This window comes from Corynebacterium ammoniagenes DSM 20306 (genome assembly GCF_001941425.1).
Lineage (GTDB): Bacteria > Actinomycetota > Actinomycetes > Mycobacteriales > Mycobacteriaceae > Corynebacterium > Corynebacterium ammoniagenes.
Window position 1 is genome coordinate 1,046,627 of record NZ_CP009244.1, and the last position, 18,282, is coordinate 1,064,908.

The following is an 18,282-nucleotide window of genomic DNA, read 5'->3' on the forward strand; positions in this document are numbered from 1 at the left end:
CGCCTCCGCGCGCGGCCACATGAGCCGACGGCCACCAGCACTAACGCGGAGTTTATAACGCTTGCAAAGCTAGCAACGACAAAATGCTAGGTTTGAACACCCCCGAAAGGTAGAGCTGGGTGTAAGAAAACCACAAAGCCGCTGTGTAGAAATTTCTACACAGCGGCTTTGTGTCATAGCGCCTGGGCGTTATTGGCTACAGCAAATTCTTCAGCTTAAACCTTAAAGGCCAAGGTCGGACTCGAAGTCAGCAGTCTCAAGGCGGTCCTTGATGGTGGTGACGAAGCGACCTGCATCTGCACCATCTACAACCTGGTGGTCGTAAGTAAATGGCAGGTAGCACATCTGGCGGATAGCGATTGCATCCTGACCATCTTCGGTGATGACCACTGGGCGCTTTTCAATTACTGCGGTGCCCAAGATACCGGCCTGTGGTGGAACCAAGACTGGAGTATCCAGCAGGGCGCCTTCCGAGCCAATGTTGGTCACAGTAAAGGTTGCGCCAGTCAGATCGTCTGGCTTCAGCTTGTTGTTGCGAGCACGGTCAGCCAAGTCAGCGATAGCCTGAGCAATCTCCGGCAAGGTCAGATCCTGAGCCTTTTGGATAACAGGGGTGAGCAGACCACGTTCGGTATCAACTGCAATAGCAATGTTGACGTCGGAGTGGTAGGTCATCTCCTTGGTCTCAGGGTTGTAGGACGCATTGACGTTCGGGTGGGAGACCAGTGCCTCAGCGGTTGCCTTGACGATGATTGGCAAGAAGGACAGGTTTGCACCGTACTTATCGACGAACGCTGGCTTCGCCTTCTTACGCAGCGTTGCCACAGCGGTCATATCCACTTCCTGAACGTGGGTTAGCTGCGCAGTAATGTGCAGCGATTCCACCATCTTGGTAGCGGTGATCTCACGGATGCGGTTGACCTTGGCAGTGGTGCCAATCAGTTCCTGCTTAGCAGGGTCAACCGACTTGGTGGACCAGTTGGAACGCTCGCCAGCTGGGGCTGCAGAATCGGAGGAGCTGGAAGCGCCGCCTTCTGCCGCAGCCAGGACGTCCTGCTTGCGGATGCGTCCGCCAACGCCCGTGCCTTCGACGGTGTTGAGGTCGATGCCATGCTTGTCAGCCAGCTTGCGAACCAGTGGCGTGACATAAGGAACGTTGTCGCCGGAGTTGACCTTCGAGGAGGACTTCGGAGCAGACTTCTCGGCCTTTTCCGCAGCTTCCTTCTTCGGAGCTTCCTTCTTTGGCTGCTCCTTCTTAGGTTCAGCCTTGGGCTTTTCCTTCTTCGGAGCTTCCTTCTTGGACTCTTCCTTCTTAGGTTCTTCCTTTGGCTCGTCCTTCTTGTCGTCGGACGCTGGCTTGGCGTTTTCGTCGCCGATGCGTGCGATGACGGAGCCGACGTCGATGGTGTCGTCTTCGTCTGCGAGGATTTCGACCAGGGTGCCTGCTACTGGGGAAGGGATCTCGGTATCGACCTTGTCGGTGGAGACCTCGAGTAGTGGTTCGTCTACTTCGACGGTGTCGCCGACGGACTTGAGCCACTGGGTAATGGTGCCTTCGGTGACGGATTCGCCGAGTTCTGGCATTTCTACATCGGTGGCATCACCGGATGCTGCAGAAGCAGAATCATCAGAATCGGAAGAGGAGGACTCTTCAGCGGACTCGGACTCTTCTTCCTTCTTCGGCTCTTCCTTAGGCTCGTCCTTCTTGTCGTCGGACGCTGGATTGGCGTTTTCGTCGCCGATGCGTGCGATGACGGAGCCGACATCGATGGTGTCGTCTTCGTCCGCGAGGATTTCGACCAGGGTGCCTGCTACTGGGGAAGGGATCTCGGTATCGACCTTGTCGGTGGAGACCTCGAGTAGTGGTTCGTCTACTTCGACGGTGTCGCCGACGGACTTGAGCCACTGGGTAATGGTGCCTTCGGTGACGGATTCGCCGAGTTCTGGCATTTCTACATCGGTGGCATCACCGGATGCTGCAGAAGCAGAATCATCAGAATCGGAAGAGGAAGACTCTTCGGCCGAATCAGACTCTTCCTCCTGGGAAGAAGACTCCTCAGAATCATCAGAGTCGGAAGAATCAGAAGAACCAGCGGATTCATCCTCATCACCGATGATTGCGATGACAGAGCCGACATCAATGGTGTCGTCTTCTTCTGCCTTAATTTCCAGCAAAGTACCAGATACTGGAGAAGGAATCTCAGTATCGACCTTGTCGGTGGAAACTTCGAGCAACGGTTCGTCTGCTTCGACGGTGTCGCCGACGGACTTCAGCCACTGGGTAATAGTGCCCTCTGTTACGGACTCGCCCAGCTCGGGCATCTCAACGGAGTACGCCATGAGTAATAAGACTCCTTGAACATTGTAAGAATTTACGGAAGCTTTTAGCCCAGACTACCGCGTGGCTTATAACGGTGCCCGCAGGATCCCACTTAATCCTTCAATGGGTGTTCCAACTAGCCCCGTTTATAACCCCGCGTGAAGGGAAATGGGTTGCTTTCAACAGTTTATTGTATGCGCTTTTGATTTTATTTGTTTGCATTGGTGATTTTCTTTAGTTGTACAAAAGTTTGATATTGCCCGGCAAACTTCTATCAGGTGATTTCCAGCGTGCTGCCAAATTCGTCTGGGCTGGCGTGGATTGTCTATTCTCCGTGGAACTTGCTGCGCGCTTTAGAAGTTGTATTAGTAAAAAGCAGGCATGACTAGAATGGACGATTGTGTTTAACCCATTTCGCAGAAATAGGTCGAAGTCAACTCTGAGACCACCACGAGCGCCCGGAGAAACCATCCGCAAACATGATGCGCAGGAGTTGAGCGCGTGGGCTAGCCGTCGCGGTTTTATTGAAGCTTTTGTGGAACCGGAGACCGTGGTCAATGAGATGTCGGTGGTGCTCGTTGATGAAACCGGCGCATTTATCCGACGGCCCATTGGTGGGCCTAAGGGGATTGACACCGTGGGCAAGCTTTTAGGATGTCCTGTCTATGACGTAGAAGAAACCGGTTACCCGCAGCGTATGCGTGAGCGTTTGGAACGCGAGAGGATTTTGCGACGTCGGGAGGAACAACGCGAGCGTCGAAAAGCATTTGATGCCCGGCAAGCCCAGCAAGCTCGTCAAGAGGGCAGGGAGGCAGAAGAAAAATAACCAGTGCGCACCACCTACTGTGGCGCGAACTGGCTATAGCAAGCTTCAGCGGCGTTTATTTAGCCGTATTACTTGTCCTTCTTTTCTGCAGCGATATCCTGCAGCGCGGCGATGATGGTGCGTGCCGGAACACCAGTGGCACGCGGAGTGGTGTAGCCACGAGCAGCACCGCCATTCCAAGAGGGGCCAGCTACGTCAATGTGTGCCCACTCGACATCGTCAGTGACAAACTGTGCGAGGTACGTACCAGCGAACTGCATGCCGCCTTCGCGCTTGGCGTTGATATTGCGGATATCGGCAGCCTTCGACTTAATTTCTTCCTCGTGCTCTTCCAGAAGTGGAACAGCCCAGGCGTTTTCGCCGACCGAGCGGCCGAGTTCAGCAACGCGGTCGCGGAACTCATCAGAGCCCATGACACCGGCGGTGCGGGAGCCCAAAGCAACCATCTGTGCGCCGGTAAGCGTTGCGGTTTCGATGAGGTAATCCGGGTTGTCCTCGCAGGCGCGCGCGATGGCATCGGCAAGCACTAGGCGACCTTCGGCGTCGGTGTTGAGCACCTCGGAGGTCAAACCACCGTAGTGAGTGATGACGTCGCCAGGGCGGGTGGCATCACCGGATGGCATGTTTTCTGCCAGCGGCAAGTACGCGGTGACCTTGACAGGAAGGTTGAGCTTGGCAGCGGCGATGGTGGCACCAGCAACCGCGGCGGAGCCACCCATATCGGAGATCATGTCCCACATGCCCGCACCAGGCTTGAGCGAGATACCGCCGGTGTCAAAGGTAATGCCCTTGCCGACCAGGGCCACGGACTTCTTGGCTGATTTTGGATTCCACTCTAAACGCACCAAGCGTGGTGCGCGGGACGAGCCCTGACCGACGGACAAGATGCCGCCGAAGCCTTGCTTTTTCAATTCCTTCTTATCCAAGACCTCGACCTCAAGACCTGCCTTGGTGGCCTCGTTTTTGAGGTACTTGGCATAAGAAGCAGGGTAGAGCTCATTGGATGGGGTATTGGTCAAGGTGCGGGCAAACGCGACGGCTTCGGCGCCGATGACCGCAGCGTTAAAGACATCTTTGTCCTCGTTGGAGACAATGGTGACCTTCACCGGGGCTTCATCGGCGTCAGCCTTGGTGGAACGGATACCGCGGGTGGAATAACCACCCAGGATGAGCCCTTCTACCGTGGCAGCCAGGCCGAAATCACCCAAGGTCGTGGCAACATGTTTTTGTCCCACCAGTGTGCGCGCAACGTTGCCGGCGGCGCGGCGCACCGCTTCATCGTCAAGTGATTCTGGCTTATCCAAGCCAACCGCAACAATCGAGTCCGCCTTGACACCCTGGGGTGCTGGGATGCGGATAATCTCGCCCGACTTACCCTTGGCGCCCACAGCGGTCAACGCGTGCAGAGTCGACTTTAATTCAGAGCTACCCACCAATGCGGTACTAGGAAGCTCCACGCCCTCTTCGCCGCGGAAAGTGGGGATAACCAGGATATTTGCTTTAGATGGAGTTGATTTTTCTAGCTTTACAGTGGGCAAAGATGATGCCACGACAGTCACGTGTGTGTCCTCCTTGAGTGGGGTATTGATAATTATCTAACCTCCAAGCTTAACCAAATTAACGCGGGGAGTAGATTAGAGTGCATGACATCGCTTACATATTCGGTAAATCCGTCCCCTAATCCCACCTCCGAAGAACGTTTGGCAGAAATTATGTCAAACCCTGGTTTTGGCCAGTACTTCACCGATCACATGGTCACCATTGATTGGACTGAGGATCAAGGTTGGCACAACGCGCAGGTACGTCCTTATGAAGCTATCCCGATGGACCCTGCGACCACGGTGCTGCATTATGGTCAAGCGATTTTCGAAGGCATCAAGGCCTACCGTCAAGCAGATGGTTCCATTGCTACCTTCCGCCCCCAGATGAACGGCGAGCGCATGATGCGCTCAGCAGAACGCTTGGCGATGCCCCAGTTGCCTGTCGAGGACTTTATCGCCTCGCTGGAGCAGTTGGTTGCTATCGACAACGCGTGGGTACCGCCAGCAGGTGGGGAAGCATCGCTGTACTTGCGTCCTTTCATGATCTCCACGGAGGTTTCACTGGGGGTCGCACCAGCTAATGCTTACCGTTACTATGTCATTGCTTCACCTGCGGGTGCGTACTTTAAAGGCGGCGTAAAGCCTGTCTCCGTCTGGCTGTCGACCGATTATGTCCGCGCCGCACCAGGTGGCACCGGTGCAGCGAAGTTTGCCGGCAACTATGCCGGATCTTTGCTGGCTCAAGCACAGGCGGAGGAAAAGGGCTGCGACCAGGTGGTCTGGCTCGATGGCATTGAGCGCAAGTACATCGAAGAAATGGGTGGCATGAACCTTTTCTTCGTGTACGGCTCCGGCGACGATGCCACCGTAGTTACCCCTGCGCTGTCAGGGTCCTTGTTGGCTGGAATCACGCGTGATTCTCTGCTGCAGGTCGCCAAGGACATGGGCCTTAAGGTCGAAGAGCGCCGCATCACCGCAAAGGAATGGCGAGATGATGTCGAATCCGGCGCGATGACTGAAGCTTTCGCCGCAGGTACCGCCGCAGTCATTACTCCTGTAGGCAAGGTCTTGGGCAACGACGTCGACTTCGAGGTCAATAACAACGAACCAGGTGAGATCACCATGGCTATGCGGGAGCGCCTGACCGGCATTCAGCGCGGCAGCGTCGAGGACAGCCACGATTGGTTGTACACGCTGGTGTAGTAAAACCAATGCAGAAAGTCCCGTGAAAAGTAGCTCGTACAGTACTTTTCACGGGACTTTTCGTACCTCCGGGCTTTACACCCGGGCCTTACTGCTGGTTTAAAGCCGTGGAAACACTTAAGACTTCATCGCTGACGAGCTCAAGGCTGGAGCGGATCATTGGCAAGACAGTCAATGCTCCCAGCCCTTGCCCGACGGACATATCAAGATTAAGCAGGGGTTCTAGGTCCAAATCCTGCAAAGCCAGAACGTGTGCGGGCTCAGCGGTGATATCAGCGGCGTAGCACCAAGCGTGTGTGCCCGGGGCGAGGCGTTCTGCTAGTACCGCGGCAACGGCAGTAAACATTCCCGAAACCAGCACTGGGGTGCGCCGTGTGGCAGCTTGCGCAATCAGTGCGGCTTCGGCCGCCAAGTCAGCATTACCAATAACTTGCAAAAGCTCCTGTGCGTCCGTGGCAACATGACGAGCTCTAAACATGGCATCGCGAATGACCGTGACCTTGGTCTTCCACATCGCATCCGTGGTGCCTGAACCAGGTCCCACGATGGCCACGGGTTCGGTCCGGGACAACACGCCCATCACGGCAGCTGCCACAGTGGTATTAGCTACAGCCAGATCGGCCGGGATGAGCAAGTCCGCGCCGGCATCAATTTCTCTATCCGCGGTGTCTTTGCCAAGTGTGGTCGCCGCAGCAAATTGTTCCGGGGATAAGCCATTGTCCACATCGATGGCAGCGGAGGTGATGTTGGTTTCTACCAGCTCAACGCTGGCATCGCCAGCAATTGCTAGACGATGAATGGGTCCCACATTTCCTGCTACCTCTGCAACCTGTTCGCCGGTAGCGGCTGGGGCAAAGGCAGATAGACCATGGCCTTGGAAGGTACGTTGCGCGATGGCATTGGTGCTGGCAAAGACAATGACGCGGGCGCGGCGAATCGCCTGCGCAGGTACTTCTGCCTGACAACCTGCCAACCAGATGGCGGGATCTGCAAAACGACCCAAGCTCAGACCGCGCGGGGTGGCGTGCAACGCAGTGGCAACAGCAGCGCGGGCCTGAGCATCGGGTGCGGGGACAGCGGCAAATTCAAGCATGAGTAGATTTTATCGCTTCACGCGTGGACGGGGAGTACGCCACCTATACGGCTGCGTCGCGCGTGAGTAGGCGTAGAAACCAAGTGACCATCCGGCTTCCGTGGTGCCTGGGAAGGCCTTGCGCACAGCCTTGTTCGCGGAACGGCCCAAGTAGACACCTTCAACCAGCAAGACGACGATGAAGACCATCGCGATGATCGAAGAAATATTGGCAAACGACGGTGCCACGGTGCCCAAGAACATAATGAGCAACATGACCAATGCCGCAGGCATAGCCCATTCGTTGATAAACCGGCGGGAATCAATGAAGTCGCGTACGAATGCGCGAACTTCGCCCTTATCTCGCGGCATTAAATAGCGCTCATCACCGGAAGCCATGCGCTCCTGGGTGATGCGGTTTTGCTCACGTCGTTCTTCGCGCTCTTTTTGCTTATATTCCTTCCACTCTTCCTTAGACATGGAAGCCTTCAGCTTCTTGCGGTTTTGCGACAACTGCGCAGAGGATGCACCTCTAGGATCGCGCTTGACACCACGAGCGATTTCTTGCTCGTCGCGCTTAGGAGTGGGGCGGCCTTTAGGCGGGGTATAGCCCTTGGGTACATTGTCCTCTACCTCAGAGGATGAGACTTCGACTCCGTCAGTTTGAGAGTTTTTGCCCTCAAAGACGGAGGAGTCATCTGACTTAGAATCTTTTTGCCACGGTAACTTCACAGTGCTTAGGTTACAAGGCTTTAACTTAAAGGTGGGAATAGCCTCATGGCAAAGTCGGGAATAGTTACGAAGTCGGCGGCGTTGTGCAAAGTAACTGTTGCCATACTTGAATTAAGTCGACGCCCTCCTTTTGCGAAAATTTAATTCGGAGTAGGGTAGGGGCATAACAGACTGGGTAGAAAGTACGGAAGCTCCGTTCTGGCTATGATGGTCACAGACGACGTATTACACAATTCGACACTCTCGTTAAAGTTAGGGGAGAAAACATGACTGCTCCAGCATCTGCAACTGGCGTAATTTTGACTGAGGCCGCGGCTTCGAAGGCAAAGTCTCTGCTCGACCAGGAAGGTCGCGATGACCTCTCCTTGCGTATCGCGGTACAGCCTGGTGGCTGTGCTGGTCTGCGCTACCAGCTGTACTTTGATGACCGCACCTTGGATGGCGACAAGAGCGACGCCGTCGGTGGCATCAACTTGGTCGTTGACAAGATGAGCGTGCCTTACCTGATGGGCGCAAAGATTGACTTTGCAGACACCATCGAACAGCAGGGCTTTACCATCGACAACCCTAATTCCGGTGGCTCCTGCGCATGCGGTGACTCCTTCAACTAAAACACCGCAGCTTTCAGCCTCTCGGTAACTGAAAGCGATAATTAAATACAAAGAAGTCGGCCTTCTCAGTTCTTCGGAATTCTGAGAAGGCCGACTTCTTTTGTCTGTAAGCTTCAGTGGCTTAGAGCTTGACCGGGTAGTCCTGGCGCTCGATATTCGGATCGATACGCTCTTCGACGAAGATGCCGTGCCAGATCATAAAGGACAAGACAGTCCACAGACGTCGTGAGTGATCGGAGATACCATCGCGATGTTCTTTGAGCATTTCGAGTACTGCCGCGCGGTCAAAGATGTCATCAGTTTGTGACTCATTGATGGTGTCTTGTGCCCAGCCAAAGAGCTCATCGCCTGCGAGCCAGTGGCGCATCGGTACAGGGAAGCCCAACTTCTTACGGTGCAAGACGTGCGGAGGAACAATCTGCTCGAGCGCCTTGCGCAGTGCGTACTTGGTGGTGCCGCGAGCAATCTTGTATTCATGCGGAATGGATTCGGCGACCTTGAATACTTCTTTGTCCAAGAATGGGACACGAAGTTCCAAAGAATTGGCCATATTCATCTTGTCAGCCTTGACCAAGATGTCTCCGCGCATCCAGGTAAACAGATCCAAGTGCTGCATTCGTGCTACTGGATCCATGTGCTCCGACTGAGCGTAGATCGGAGCGGTGACCTCTTCGTGGTTCCACTCGGGGCGAGCCCATGGAATAACACGCTTCATTTGCTCGAAATTGAAAGAGCGGGCGTTGCCGTAGTAGCGCTGTTCCATGGACATCGAGCCACGCTCGAGCAAGGACTTACCCTTCATGCCGTCGGGCAGGATTCGGGAAAGCTTACCGAGACCTTGACGCAGTGGGGACGGAATCTTTTCAAAAGGAGCAAGAGACAGTGGCTCCTTATAGATGGTGTAGCCACCAAAGAGCTCGTCAGCACCTTCACCGGAGAGAACAACCTTGACGTGTTTGCGAGCTTCCGCGGCGACGAAGTACAGCGGAACGAGGGAAGGATCGGCAACCGGGTTGTCCAAGTACCACATGATCTTGGGGATGGCGTCGGCATATTCTTCCGGAGAGACCACTTTAACGATGTGTTCTGCACCGATTGCTTGTGCAGACTCTGCCGCAACGTCTACTTCCGAATAGCCTTCGCGCTCGAAGCCAGTGGTAAAGGTCAGCAAGTCTGGGTTGTGACGCTTGGCCAGTGCCGCAATGGCGGTGGAGTCAATGCCGCCAGAGAGGAAGGAGCCGACGGTAACATCCGCGCGCATGTGCTTGGCGACGCTATCTTCCAGGGCATCCGCAATGCGGTCGTACAGCTTTTGCTCGTCGTCAACCTTGACGGTGTGAAATTCCGGCTTGAAATAGCGGTCGGAGATGACCTTCCCGCCAGGGGATAGGGTGACCGTGCATCCAGACTCGACGCGGCGGATATTTGCGTGCAGCGATTCGGGTTCAGGAACGTACTGGAGATCGATGTAGTGCTCAATAGCGCGCTTGTCTAGTCCCAAGTCTAGATTCAGAGCCGGTGCGAGCTCCAGGATGGACTTCATCTCTGAAGCGAATACGGTTCCCGCTTCAGTGGTGGCGTAGTACAAAGGCTTAATACCGAATTGGTCGCGCGCTGCGAACATGACCTTATTTTCGGTATCCCAGATGACGATGCCAAACATGCCGCGAAGATGATTGACTACATCCTTGCCCCAGTGGTGATAGCCCACGGCAATTGGTTCGCCGTCACCTTCAGTATTAAAGGTGTAGCCGTAACCTTTGAGTTCTTCTCGCAACTCGATGTAGTTGTAAATTTCGCCGTTAAACGTCAGCGCATAGCGCTCTGGGTTGTCTTCGGGGCCCCAGCGCAGTGGCTGGTGAGAATGCTCCAGGTCAATAATGGACAAGCGGTTGAAGCCAAAGACCGCATCGTCGTCGTTCCACGTGCCTGCGGCGTCCGGCCCGCGGTGGTACATGCATTCCAGGCTTCCCTCGACTGCATTAACATATTCTGCAGCGGTGCCCTTTGCGGTGAGCATGCTCAAGAGTCCACACATAGGTGACTAGTACTCCTTTATAGTTGCGGTCTTCTACTTGACCAATAACTTTACGGCCATTGACCGCAAAACTATGAACGGGGCGCGGGTTAAAGTAGCTTTCCCCTTAAAGGTGCAAACTTTCGGATGATATCCCACATAAAGTGCTGTGAATTGAGTAACAGCGACGGTTGAGCGGGTGGGGGTGCCAATGAGCCATTTGGCTGGTCGGGCGGTAACATACTTTTTGAATGCCACTCTCAGGTAGTTCTTATGCTTCCTTACACTGATGTGAGAAAGCATAAGAACCTGCCTGAATGCACTATCCTCAATGGATAGGAATGCTCTGTGTGAAAGCAGATGCGTTTGGGAAGTTTGTGTGGACAGAAAGGTAGAACACACGTGGGACAGCGTAAAGAGCGCACCATTACCCGCAAGGTTGGGCTAGCTGGCGCTTTGGCGCTAGGCGGCGCCGCTTTGGCAGGTTGTGAGGTTGCTCCACCACAGGCAATGAGTAACATTCTCGGCTTCGGTTGGCCAGACGGTATTACCCCTGAGGCTCACGCCATGCACAACTACTGGATCTGGGTCTGGGTAGTGGCCTGGATCATCGGTATCATCATGTGGGGCTTTTTCCTCGTGGCGATTTTCCGTTGGTCGGCGAAGCGCGCGAAAAAGAAGGGCCTGGGGGAATTCCCCAAGGCTTTGCAGTACAACGTGCCGTTAGAGCTAGCCTTAACGGTTATTCCAGTCATTATCATTATGGTTCTGTTCTTCTTCAACGTTCAGACCCAGCAAAAGGTTGTTGCCCTTGATAAGGACCCGGAAGTGACCGTAGACGTCACCGCTTTCCAGTGGAACTGGAAGTTCGGTTACGCCAACTTGGCTTCTGAGGTTTCTCCAACTGGTTCCGAATATGACGGTCGCGATGACGAGCGGCAGGCTCAGGCTGAGGCAGCGGCAACCGATCCAGAAGACATGAAGAATGCCAACCCAATTCACGGACAGTCGATGGGTGACCTTTCTTACTTGAACTTCAATGAGATTGAGACCCTGGGTACCACCGACGAGGTTCCAGTCTTGGTACTGCCAACCAATACTCCAATCGAGTTCCGTTTGGCATCCGGCGACGTATCCCACTCGTTCTGGGTACCTGAGTTCCTGTTCAAGCGTGATACCTACGCTCACCCAGAGGCTAACCAGCAGGAGCGTAGCTTCCAGATTTCTGAAATTACTGAAGAAGGCGCATTCGTAGGCCGCTGTGCAGAGATGTGCGGTACTTACCACTCAATGATGAACTTTGAGCTTCGTACCGTAAGTCCAGAAGCGTTCCAGGAATACATGCAGTTCCGCATTGATAATCCTGATGCTCCTAACTCTGAGGCACTGGCTTCCATTGGTGAAGACCCATACGCAACCAGCACCGCTCCGTTCAACAGCACCCGTGAGGGAACTCGCGACGGTGACAACGCGGTGGACGTTAGCGCTAAGGCATAAGGGAAAAGGAGTAACTAGACATGAAAGCTAGTGCAAAAACTTTCTACTCAATCGGCGTCTATCTCTTCATCGCGCTGGTGCTGTACGCATTGGGCACCGCCTACATGGATAATGACGCTTCTCGCGGCGGCGCGGAATCTGTAGGTATCGTTGCCTTCGTTATGGCGGTCCTCTTCTCCTTCATGCTCGGTGGCTACTTTCACATCACCGACCGCGGAGTAGATGTTCTTCCCGAAGACTGGGAAGAGGCTGAAGTTGAAGATGCCTCTGGTATCTACGGTTTCTTCTCCCCAGGCTCCATCTGGCCATTCGTCATGTCTATGTCGATTGCGGTCCTGGGTTACGGACTGGCCTTCTACTTCTTGTGGATGATCGTGCTTGGTTTGGTACTGCTGGCTTGGTCTGCGACCATGCTGTCCCTGCAGTACGGCATGCCAAAGGAAAAGCACTAATCGTTTGCTAAGTACGTAACTTCGCGTCAAACTTCTCAAGCCCTCACTTACTCCTTGTAGGTGGGGGCTTTGACGTGCGTCGGATAGGTTCCCAAATAGTTCCACGAAAACTAGAAATACTTGGAAAATGCAGGATTTGGTGCCGGGGCGGGGGAGGGCAGGCAGCGAAATCACTGCATAAAATGACGTGTAAAACCCTAAACGTGCACGTGAGCGGCTTTTCAGTGCGGGGGTCAACCGAAAGTTGCAAATATGGGCATCCGGACATAAGGGGGATGTGATTTTTCTAACAAGACCCGCTGACTGCTGGTGGTTGCAAACCGGCGCTGGTTCTGTCCAAGGAGCTGATGGGTTTTCGGTCGGTATCTATGGGGGCGTGGAATTGAATCGATGACCAGCGTTAATGATGAAGACTTTGGATATCCAATATAAGTGCCCAGTCCGAAGAGACGGAGAGTTTGCTGAATTCCTCGAAAGAAGCTGAATGCGGGGTGAAAAAGCAATAAGCGGATCGGGGGGAATGAGATGACTTAGGGGTTTAAAACAGCCATACTAGTAGGCGTGACGAGCGCAGTTTCAAACCAAGGTATGGCAGCACCACGTGTTGCTACGTTGAACCGACCCAATTTGGTCAGCGTAGGCACCATCGTGTTCCTGTCTCAGGAATTGATGTTCTTCGCCGGACTGTTCGCGATGTGGTTCACATCGCGCGCTAACGGCCAGGGCGGCGACTGGGCTGAGCAAACTGCTCAGCTCAATGTGCCGATGGGTTTCTTGATCACCACGATCTTGATCCTCTCCTCCGTTACATCTCAGTTGGGCGTCTTCTCAGCAGAAAGGGGTGACGTTTATAAGCTTCGCGTCTGGTACGCAGTAACCATCATGCTGGGTCTTATCTTTATCTGCATTGTTGGTTACGAGTGGTACGAGATGATCCACCACGGTGTGACTATTCAGTCCAGCGTATTTGGCTCAGTCTTCTACATCTTGACTGGCTTCCACGCAATTCACGTGTCTGCGGGCATTGTGGCCTTCATTGTCATTATGATGCGTACCGCGAAATCCAAGTTCACGCCGGCACAGGCAACCGCCGCTATGGCAGTTTCTTACTACTGGCACTTCGTGGACGTTATTTGGATTGGCGTGTTTGTCGTTATCTACCTAGTTCAGTAAGCCCGACATACCGGGTTTCAAAACTTAAGTGACGGCCGAAAGCCATTCACTTTCCGCGAAACGAACATAAATAAGGAAACTGATGGATACGAATTCCACTCCAGTTCCCGAGCAGCCGGGCGTACAGCCCGAAGCTGTCGGGGCAAAGAAGAAGCGGCGCAACCGCAAGGTCAAGCGAACCCTCGCTGGCGCCTTTGCTTTGACCGTTGGACTTACTGGCGCAGGTGTACTGGCAACCGCGTTAACCCCAGACGCGCAAGTTGCGACCGCACAGCGTGACGATCAGGCTCTTATTCAAGAGGGCAATGACATCTACGACGTGGCGTGTATTACTTGCCACGGTGCAAACCTGCAGGGTGTCGAAGATCGCGGCCCTTCGCTGATTGGCGTTGGTGCGGGCTCCGTATACTTCCAGGTTCACTCCGGTCGTATGCCGATGATGTCGAATGACGCTCAGGCTGAGCGCAAGACTCCTCGCTACACCGAGCAGCAGACTCTTGCTCTTGCCGCATATGTAGCAGCCAACGGTGGCGGACCTGACATTGTGTACAACGAAGACGGCTCCATTGCGATGGAAGAACTTCGTGGTTCCAACTACAACGGTCAGATTCAGTCTGAGGACGTTGCCCGTGGTGGCGAACTGTTCCGTATGAACTGTGCATCCTGCCACAACTTCACCGGCAAGGGCGGTTCCTTGTCCTCCGGTAAGTACGCACCACCGCTTGGACCTGCAAACGAGCAGGAAATCTACCAGGCTATGCTCACTGGCCCACAAAACATGCCTAAGTTCTCCGACCGTCAGCTCTCTGCTGATGAGAAGAAGGACCTCATCGCTTACATCAAGTCTGCAAGCGAGACTCCTTCCCCAGCCGGTTGGGGCCTTGGTGGTCTTGGCCCAGTAGCTGAAGGTCTGGCTATGTGGATTATCGGCATCACCGCACTGTGTGCTGCTGCAATGTGGATGGGATCGCGTTCATGAGCAATGTAAATAGAAACTACACCGATGATGAACTCAAGGGAATGAGCAACGAAGAGCTCGCAGCCCTTGGCACTGAATTGGACGACGTGACTGTAGCGTTCCGCAAGGAGCGTTTCCCAGTCGCCGGCGATCCGGCTGAAAAGCGTTCCGCTCGCGGAATCAACATTTGGTTGGTTATTGCGGTCATCAGTGCTCTGGCTTTCCTGGGCATCTACATCTTCTGGCCGTGGGAATTCAAGGTCCACGGTGAAGAAGGCCTGATTTGGCACAACCTTTACACCCCACTGCTTGGTCTGACCGCTGGTGTGTCCATTATCGCTTTGGGCTTTGCCATCGTTCAGTTCGTGAAGAAGATTATGCCGGAAGAGATTTCGGTACAGCGTCGCCACGACGGTCCTTCCGATGAGATTGACCGTCGTACTCTGACCGCTCTTCTGAACGACTCCTGGAAGACTTCCACTCTTGGTCGTCGTAAGACCATGCAGGGTCTTCTTGGCGGAGCAGCAGTGCTCTTCGGCTTGGTTGTCGTTGCTCCTTTGGGCGGCATGATCCGCGACCCATGGCGCAAGCGTCATGAACTCAACTACATGGGCGACGGCACCTTGTGGACCTCTGGCTGGACGCTGCAGGAAAAGGGCGTCAAGCTCTACCTCGCACGTGACACTGGCACTATTGCTGAGTTCCACGAAGGCGAATCCGGTAGCCATTACACCACCCAGGGCGTATCCCGTCTGGTTCGTGTAAAACCTGAGGATCTTGCTGCTGGTGGTATGGAGACTGTATTCCCATTGGCTGCATCTGACGTCAATGACGGTGAGCTATACGATCCACAAAAGGACGTATACGAAAACCACATGCACTCCATTCACGGTAACCGCAACGCCGTTATGTTGATTCGTCTGCGTCACGAAGATGCGCAGAACGCAATTGAGCGTGAAGGTCAGGAAGACTTCCACTACGGCGATTACTATGCGTACTCAAAGATTTGTACTCACATCGGTTGCCCAACCTCGCTGTACGAGGCTCAGACCAACCGAATCCTGTGCCCTTGCCACCAGTCGCAGTTCGACGCTTTGCAGTACGGCAAGCCGGTCTTCGGACCTGCTGCTCGTGCACTGCCACAGCTGCCGATCACCGTGGACGAAGAGGGCTACCTCGTGGCACGGGGCAACTTCATCGAGCCTGTCGGCCCGGCATTCTGGGAGCGTAAGTCATAATGAGCAATAAACTCGGAAATATTGGTAATAATCTCGACACTAGGCTTCCCGCCGCAGGTGTCGTACGAACCCAGATCAACAAGGTCTTCCCAACGCACTGGTCATTCATGCTTGGTGAAGTCGCCCTGTACAGCTTCATTATTTTGTTGCTGACGGGTGTCTACCTTGCACTATTCTTTGACCCTTCCATTACGAAGGTCATCTACGACGGCGCCTACACTCCGCTTAATGGTGTGGAGATGTCTCGTGCATACGCAACCGCGTTGGATATTTCCTTTGAGGTTCGCGGTGGCTTGTTTGTCCGTCAGATGCACCACTGGGCTGCACTGATGTTCATGATGGCCATGGTGGCTCACATGGGTCGCATCTTCTTTACCGGTGCGTTCCGTCGTCCGCGTGAAGCTAACTGGATCATCGGTTGTTCCTTGATCCTGTTGGGCATGGTCGAAGGCTTCATGGGTTACTCCCTTCCAGATGACCTGCTCTCTGGTGTTGGTCTCCGTATTATGTCCGCGATTATCTTGGGTCTGCCGATTATCGGTACCTGGATGCACTGGGCTATTTTCGGTGGCGACTTCCCATCAGACTTGATGCTGGACCGTTTCTACATCCTTCACGTTCTGATTCTGCCGGGCATTATCTTGGGCTTGATCGCAGCTCACGTTCTGCTCGTATGGTTCCAGAAGCACACCCAGTTCCCTGGACCTGGTCGTGCGGAGAACAACGTTGTTGGCGTTCGAATCCTGCCTGTCTTCGCTACGAAGGCAATTGCAATGGGCTTGATTACCGCTGGTGTCCTGGCTCTGATGTCTGGTCTGCTTACGATTAACGCGATTTGGAACCTTGGACCATATAACCCGTCCCAAGTTTCTGCTGGTTCGCAGCCGGATATCTACATGCTGTGGACTGACGGTGTTGCCCGTGTTATGCCGGCTTGGGAGCTCTACCTCGGTAACTACACCATTCCGTCTGCATTCTGGGTCGCACTGCTGTGTGGTCTGATGGTTGTGCTCTTGATTGCATACCCATTCATTGAGAAGAAGATGACCGGCGACGATGCGCACCACAACTTGCTGCAGCGTCCACGCGACGTTCCAGTTCGTTCCGCAATCGGTGCAATGGCCATTACCTTCTTCCTGCTGGTAACCATGTCCGGTGGTAACGACCACGTCGCTCACTTCTTCCAGATTTCGCTGAACGCGATGACCTGGGTTGGACGTATCGGTCTAGTTGTACTGCCTCCACTGGCATACTGGATTACTTACTCTGTCTGTGTTGGTCTGCAACGCTCTGACCGTGAGGTCCTAGAGCACGGCATCGAGACCGGTGTCATCAAGCAGCTGCCAAACGGTGCCTTCATTGAGGTTCACCAGCCACTGGGTCCTGTTGATGAGCACGGCCACGCAGTCCCACTGGAGTACTCGGGTTCCTACGTACCGAAGCAGCTCAACCAATTGGGTCTGGCTGACTCCGAGGTGCAGGGTACCTTCTCCCCAGACGATCCTGACCTGATGCGTCGCGTCCACGAGCACCACTCAGACAATGCAGCTGAAGAAACAGAAATGCTGCGTCGTTTGAACGAAGCCAACCGTCGCGATGACGAAGAAAACGGTTTCATCTAACCTTGTAAGTTTAGAAACCTAAAGCGCTCACAACCCGCTGAGTTACTTCCTAGAAGTAGCCCAGCGGGTTTCGCTATTTCTAGGCAACGAACCGTAGGTCAGCTCAATAGAAGTTGGAGTCAGAGCCAGGGTTGCCCCTCGTTGTTCTTCTTGGGCACGGCTACGTTATCCCGGCTCAATCAGGCAGTGTTAGCGGACCTGTGTGCCGCAGTGAGGTGCCGCAGGAGGCTCAGGCGCATAACCCCGTCCCTTTGCTTGTAAGGGTAACTACTAGGCGATGTGGTGTGCGCCCGTTGTTCTGGATGGCCACCAGGGGGCTCGCGGCACGCTGATGGGGGCAACGGACGGTTTAGTTCATGCAAACGCCTGTAGGGGAATTGTGGGCTGTTTCTGTCTCTCTCGGTGGTTTCGTTCGCCGATTGGTGGTGCACGGGCTTGGCTACGAGATGCGTTGATCGCAGTACTTTCTCCTTATATATAAGGAGAGAATGCCACTGGTCTAATTAGTTGTCGTGGCGTAGCGGAAGCAGTGGCTGGAGTTTATTCGGCACGAAGCACCAAACATTGGGCCGTGTCTGGGGATGACACGCTCTCATTTGCACGTTGCGTTTTGTCTATCTGTGTCTGCCTTTGGTGTTACAAATGCTGTGTTTGGGGCAAATGGTGCAACTATGTGAGTAATGGCACAAATGGGATTTGTTATGAGTGATCGATCGTCTCGTGAAATTTAGATTTGTCATTAAAGGTATATGATCGCCTGCTTTAGTCCAGCAAGTGCTAGGTTTTTCTCAGTTTTGTGTTGGGGCTAAAGATATTGCGTGCGGAAACTAAAACAGGGAAATTTTAGATATCGATAAGGTAACGAGACGATAACGGCGACACGCACACTTCAAAACTCGACAAAGTTTGTGATTGTTTCGTAACCTGTTTGAGACATTGCGTTACCAACCCGGTAGCCAATTTGAATAACAACAACTTAAAGCGTCGTATCTGGTTCCACCTTCATATTGGTGGGGCCGA

General features: G+C 54.0%; 14 protein-coding genes. 9 read left to right on the forward strand and 5 right to left on the reverse strand.

What is annotated here, in order from left to right; genetic code table 11:
* Positions 1 to 222: 222 nt before the first annotated feature.
* The gene (sucB, locus tag CAMM_RS04805; protein ID WP_075761524.1) at positions 223 to 2,340 is read right to left on the reverse strand and encodes a 2-oxoglutarate dehydrogenase, E2 component, dihydrolipoamide succinyltransferase; all 2,118 of its coding nucleotides are present in this window, start codon (positions 2,338 to 2,340) and stop codon (positions 223 to 225) included.
* Positions 2,341 to 2,720: 380 nt separating this feature from the next.
* Here sucB and CAMM_RS04810 point away from each other — a divergent pair, with 380 nt between their 5' ends.
* On the forward strand, positions 2,721 to 3,146 hold the full coding sequence (locus CAMM_RS04810; RefSeq protein ID WP_040354289.1) for a hypothetical protein: 426 nt from the start codon (positions 2,721 to 2,723) through the stop codon (positions 3,144 to 3,146).
* Between the two features lie 68 nt (positions 3,147 to 3,214).
* On the opposite strand, the gene CAMM_RS04815 is transcribed toward CAMM_RS04810, so the two are convergent.
* Positions 3,215 to 4,705, reverse strand: a complete 1,491-nt coding sequence (locus CAMM_RS04815; RefSeq protein WP_040354291.1) for a leucyl aminopeptidase — start codon at positions 4,703 to 4,705, stop codon at positions 3,215 to 3,217.
* An 84-nt stretch (positions 4,706 to 4,789) separates the two neighbouring features.
* On the opposite strand from CAMM_RS04815, the gene CAMM_RS04820 reads away from it, so the two are divergent.
* Positions 4,790 to 5,890 carry a branched-chain amino acid aminotransferase gene (locus CAMM_RS04820; protein WP_040354295.1) on the forward strand — a complete coding sequence of 367 codons (1,101 nt, stop codon included), beginning with the start codon at positions 4,790 to 4,792 and terminating at the stop codon, positions 5,888 to 5,890.
* A gap of 88 nt (positions 5,891 to 5,978) precedes the next feature.
* Here the strand turns inward: CAMM_RS04820 and CAMM_RS04825 are convergent, their stop codons facing one another.
* Positions 5,979 to 6,983, reverse strand: coding sequence for a nicotinate-nucleotide--dimethylbenzimidazole phosphoribosyltransferase (locus CAMM_RS04825; RefSeq protein WP_003845175.1), 1,005 nt, complete (start codon positions 6,981 to 6,983; stop codon positions 5,979 to 5,981).
* A gap of 9 nt (positions 6,984 to 6,992) precedes the next feature.
* Positions 6,993 to 7,694 (reverse strand): DUF3043 domain-containing protein, encoded by a 702-nt coding sequence (locus CAMM_RS04830; RefSeq protein WP_003845177.1) that lies wholly within the window; start codon positions 7,692 to 7,694, stop codon positions 6,993 to 6,995.
* A gap of 266 nt (positions 7,695 to 7,960) precedes the next feature.
* Between CAMM_RS04830 and CAMM_RS04835 the strand changes: the two genes are divergently transcribed.
* Positions 7,961 to 8,305 (forward strand): HesB/IscA family protein, encoded by a 345-nt coding sequence (locus tag CAMM_RS04835; protein ID WP_003845178.1) that lies wholly within the window; start codon positions 7,961 to 7,963, stop codon positions 8,303 to 8,305.
* Between the two features lie 121 nt (positions 8,306 to 8,426).
* Here CAMM_RS04835 and asnB read toward each other — a convergent pair whose 3' ends face one another.
* Positions 8,427 to 10,343 carry an asparagine synthase (glutamine-hydrolyzing) gene (gene asnB, locus CAMM_RS04840; RefSeq protein ID WP_040354297.1) on the reverse strand — a complete coding sequence of 639 codons (1,917 nt, stop codon included), beginning with the start codon at positions 10,341 to 10,343 and terminating at the stop codon, positions 8,427 to 8,429.
* A 381-nt stretch (positions 10,344 to 10,724) separates the two neighbouring features.
* Here asnB and ctaC point away from each other — a divergent pair, with 381 nt between their 5' ends.
* The 6 genes from ctaC (at position 10,725) to qcrB (ending at position 17,262) form a co-directional block, all read left to right on the forward strand.
* On the forward strand, positions 10,725 to 11,819 hold the full coding sequence (gene ctaC / locus CAMM_RS04845) for an aa3-type cytochrome oxidase subunit II (RefSeq protein WP_003845183.1): 1,095 nt from the start codon (positions 10,725 to 10,727) through the stop codon (positions 11,817 to 11,819).
* A gap of 20 nt (positions 11,820 to 11,839) precedes the next feature.
* On the forward strand, positions 11,840 to 12,271 hold the full coding sequence (ctaF, locus tag CAMM_RS04850; RefSeq protein ID WP_003845185.1) for an aa3-type cytochrome oxidase subunit IV: 432 nt from the start codon (positions 11,840 to 11,842) through the stop codon (positions 12,269 to 12,271).
* Between the two features lie 561 nt (positions 12,272 to 12,832).
* The gene (ctaE, locus tag CAMM_RS04855; protein WP_197736768.1) at positions 12,833 to 13,444 is read left to right on the forward strand and encodes an aa3-type cytochrome oxidase subunit III; all 612 of its coding nucleotides are present in this window, start codon (positions 12,833 to 12,835) and stop codon (positions 13,442 to 13,444) included.
* Between the two features lie 82 nt (positions 13,445 to 13,526).
* Positions 13,527 to 14,423: a cytochrome bc1 complex diheme cytochrome c subunit gene (gene qcrC, locus CAMM_RS04860; protein ID WP_003845188.1), complete on the forward strand. Its 897-nt coding sequence runs from the start codon at positions 13,527 to 13,529 to the stop codon at positions 14,421 to 14,423.
* Positions 14,420 to 15,640, forward strand: a complete 1,221-nt coding sequence (gene qcrA / locus CAMM_RS04865) for a cytochrome bc1 complex Rieske iron-sulfur subunit (RefSeq protein WP_003845189.1) — start codon at positions 14,420 to 14,422, stop codon at positions 15,638 to 15,640. The genes qcrC and qcrA overlap by 4 nt, the downstream gene beginning before the upstream one ends.
* A complete protein-coding gene (gene qcrB, locus CAMM_RS04870; protein WP_003845191.1) occupies positions 15,640 to 17,262 on the forward strand; it encodes a cytochrome bc1 complex cytochrome b subunit in 1,623 nt (540 codons plus the stop codon). The genes qcrA and qcrB overlap by 1 nt, the downstream gene beginning before the upstream one ends.
* Positions 17,263 to 18,282: the final 1,020 nt, after the last annotated feature.

Bases quoted from the DNA above. Each gene is read 5' to 3' on its own strand.
- sucB (WP_075761524.1), bottom strand. From the start codon at position 2,340: ATGGCGTACTCCGTTGAGATGCCCGAGCTGGGCGAGTCCGTAACAGAG.
- CAMM_RS04820 (WP_040354295.1), top strand. From the start codon at position 4,790: ATGACATCGCTTACATATTCGGTAAATCCGTCCCCTAATCCCACCTCC.
- CAMM_RS04825 (WP_003845175.1), bottom strand. From the start codon at position 6,983: ATGCTTGAATTTGCCGCTGTCCCCGCACCCGATGCTCAGGCCCGCGCT.
- CAMM_RS04835 (WP_003845178.1), top strand. From the start codon at position 7,961: ATGACTGCTCCAGCATCTGCAACTGGCGTAATTTTGACTGAGGCCGCG.
- asnB (WP_040354297.1), bottom strand. From the start codon at position 10,343: ATGTGTGGACTCTTGAGCATGCTCACCGCAAAGGGCACCGCTGCAGAA.
- ctaF (WP_003845185.1), top strand. From the start codon at position 11,840: ATGAAAGCTAGTGCAAAAACTTTCTACTCAATCGGCGTCTATCTCTTC.
- qcrC (WP_003845188.1), top strand. From the start codon at position 13,527: ATGGATACGAATTCCACTCCAGTTCCCGAGCAGCCGGGCGTACAGCCC.
- qcrA (WP_003845189.1), top strand. From the start codon at position 14,420: ATGAGCAATGTAAATAGAAACTACACCGATGATGAACTCAAGGGAATG.
- qcrB (WP_003845191.1), top strand. From the start codon at position 15,640: ATGAGCAATAAACTCGGAAATATTGGTAATAATCTCGACACTAGGCTT.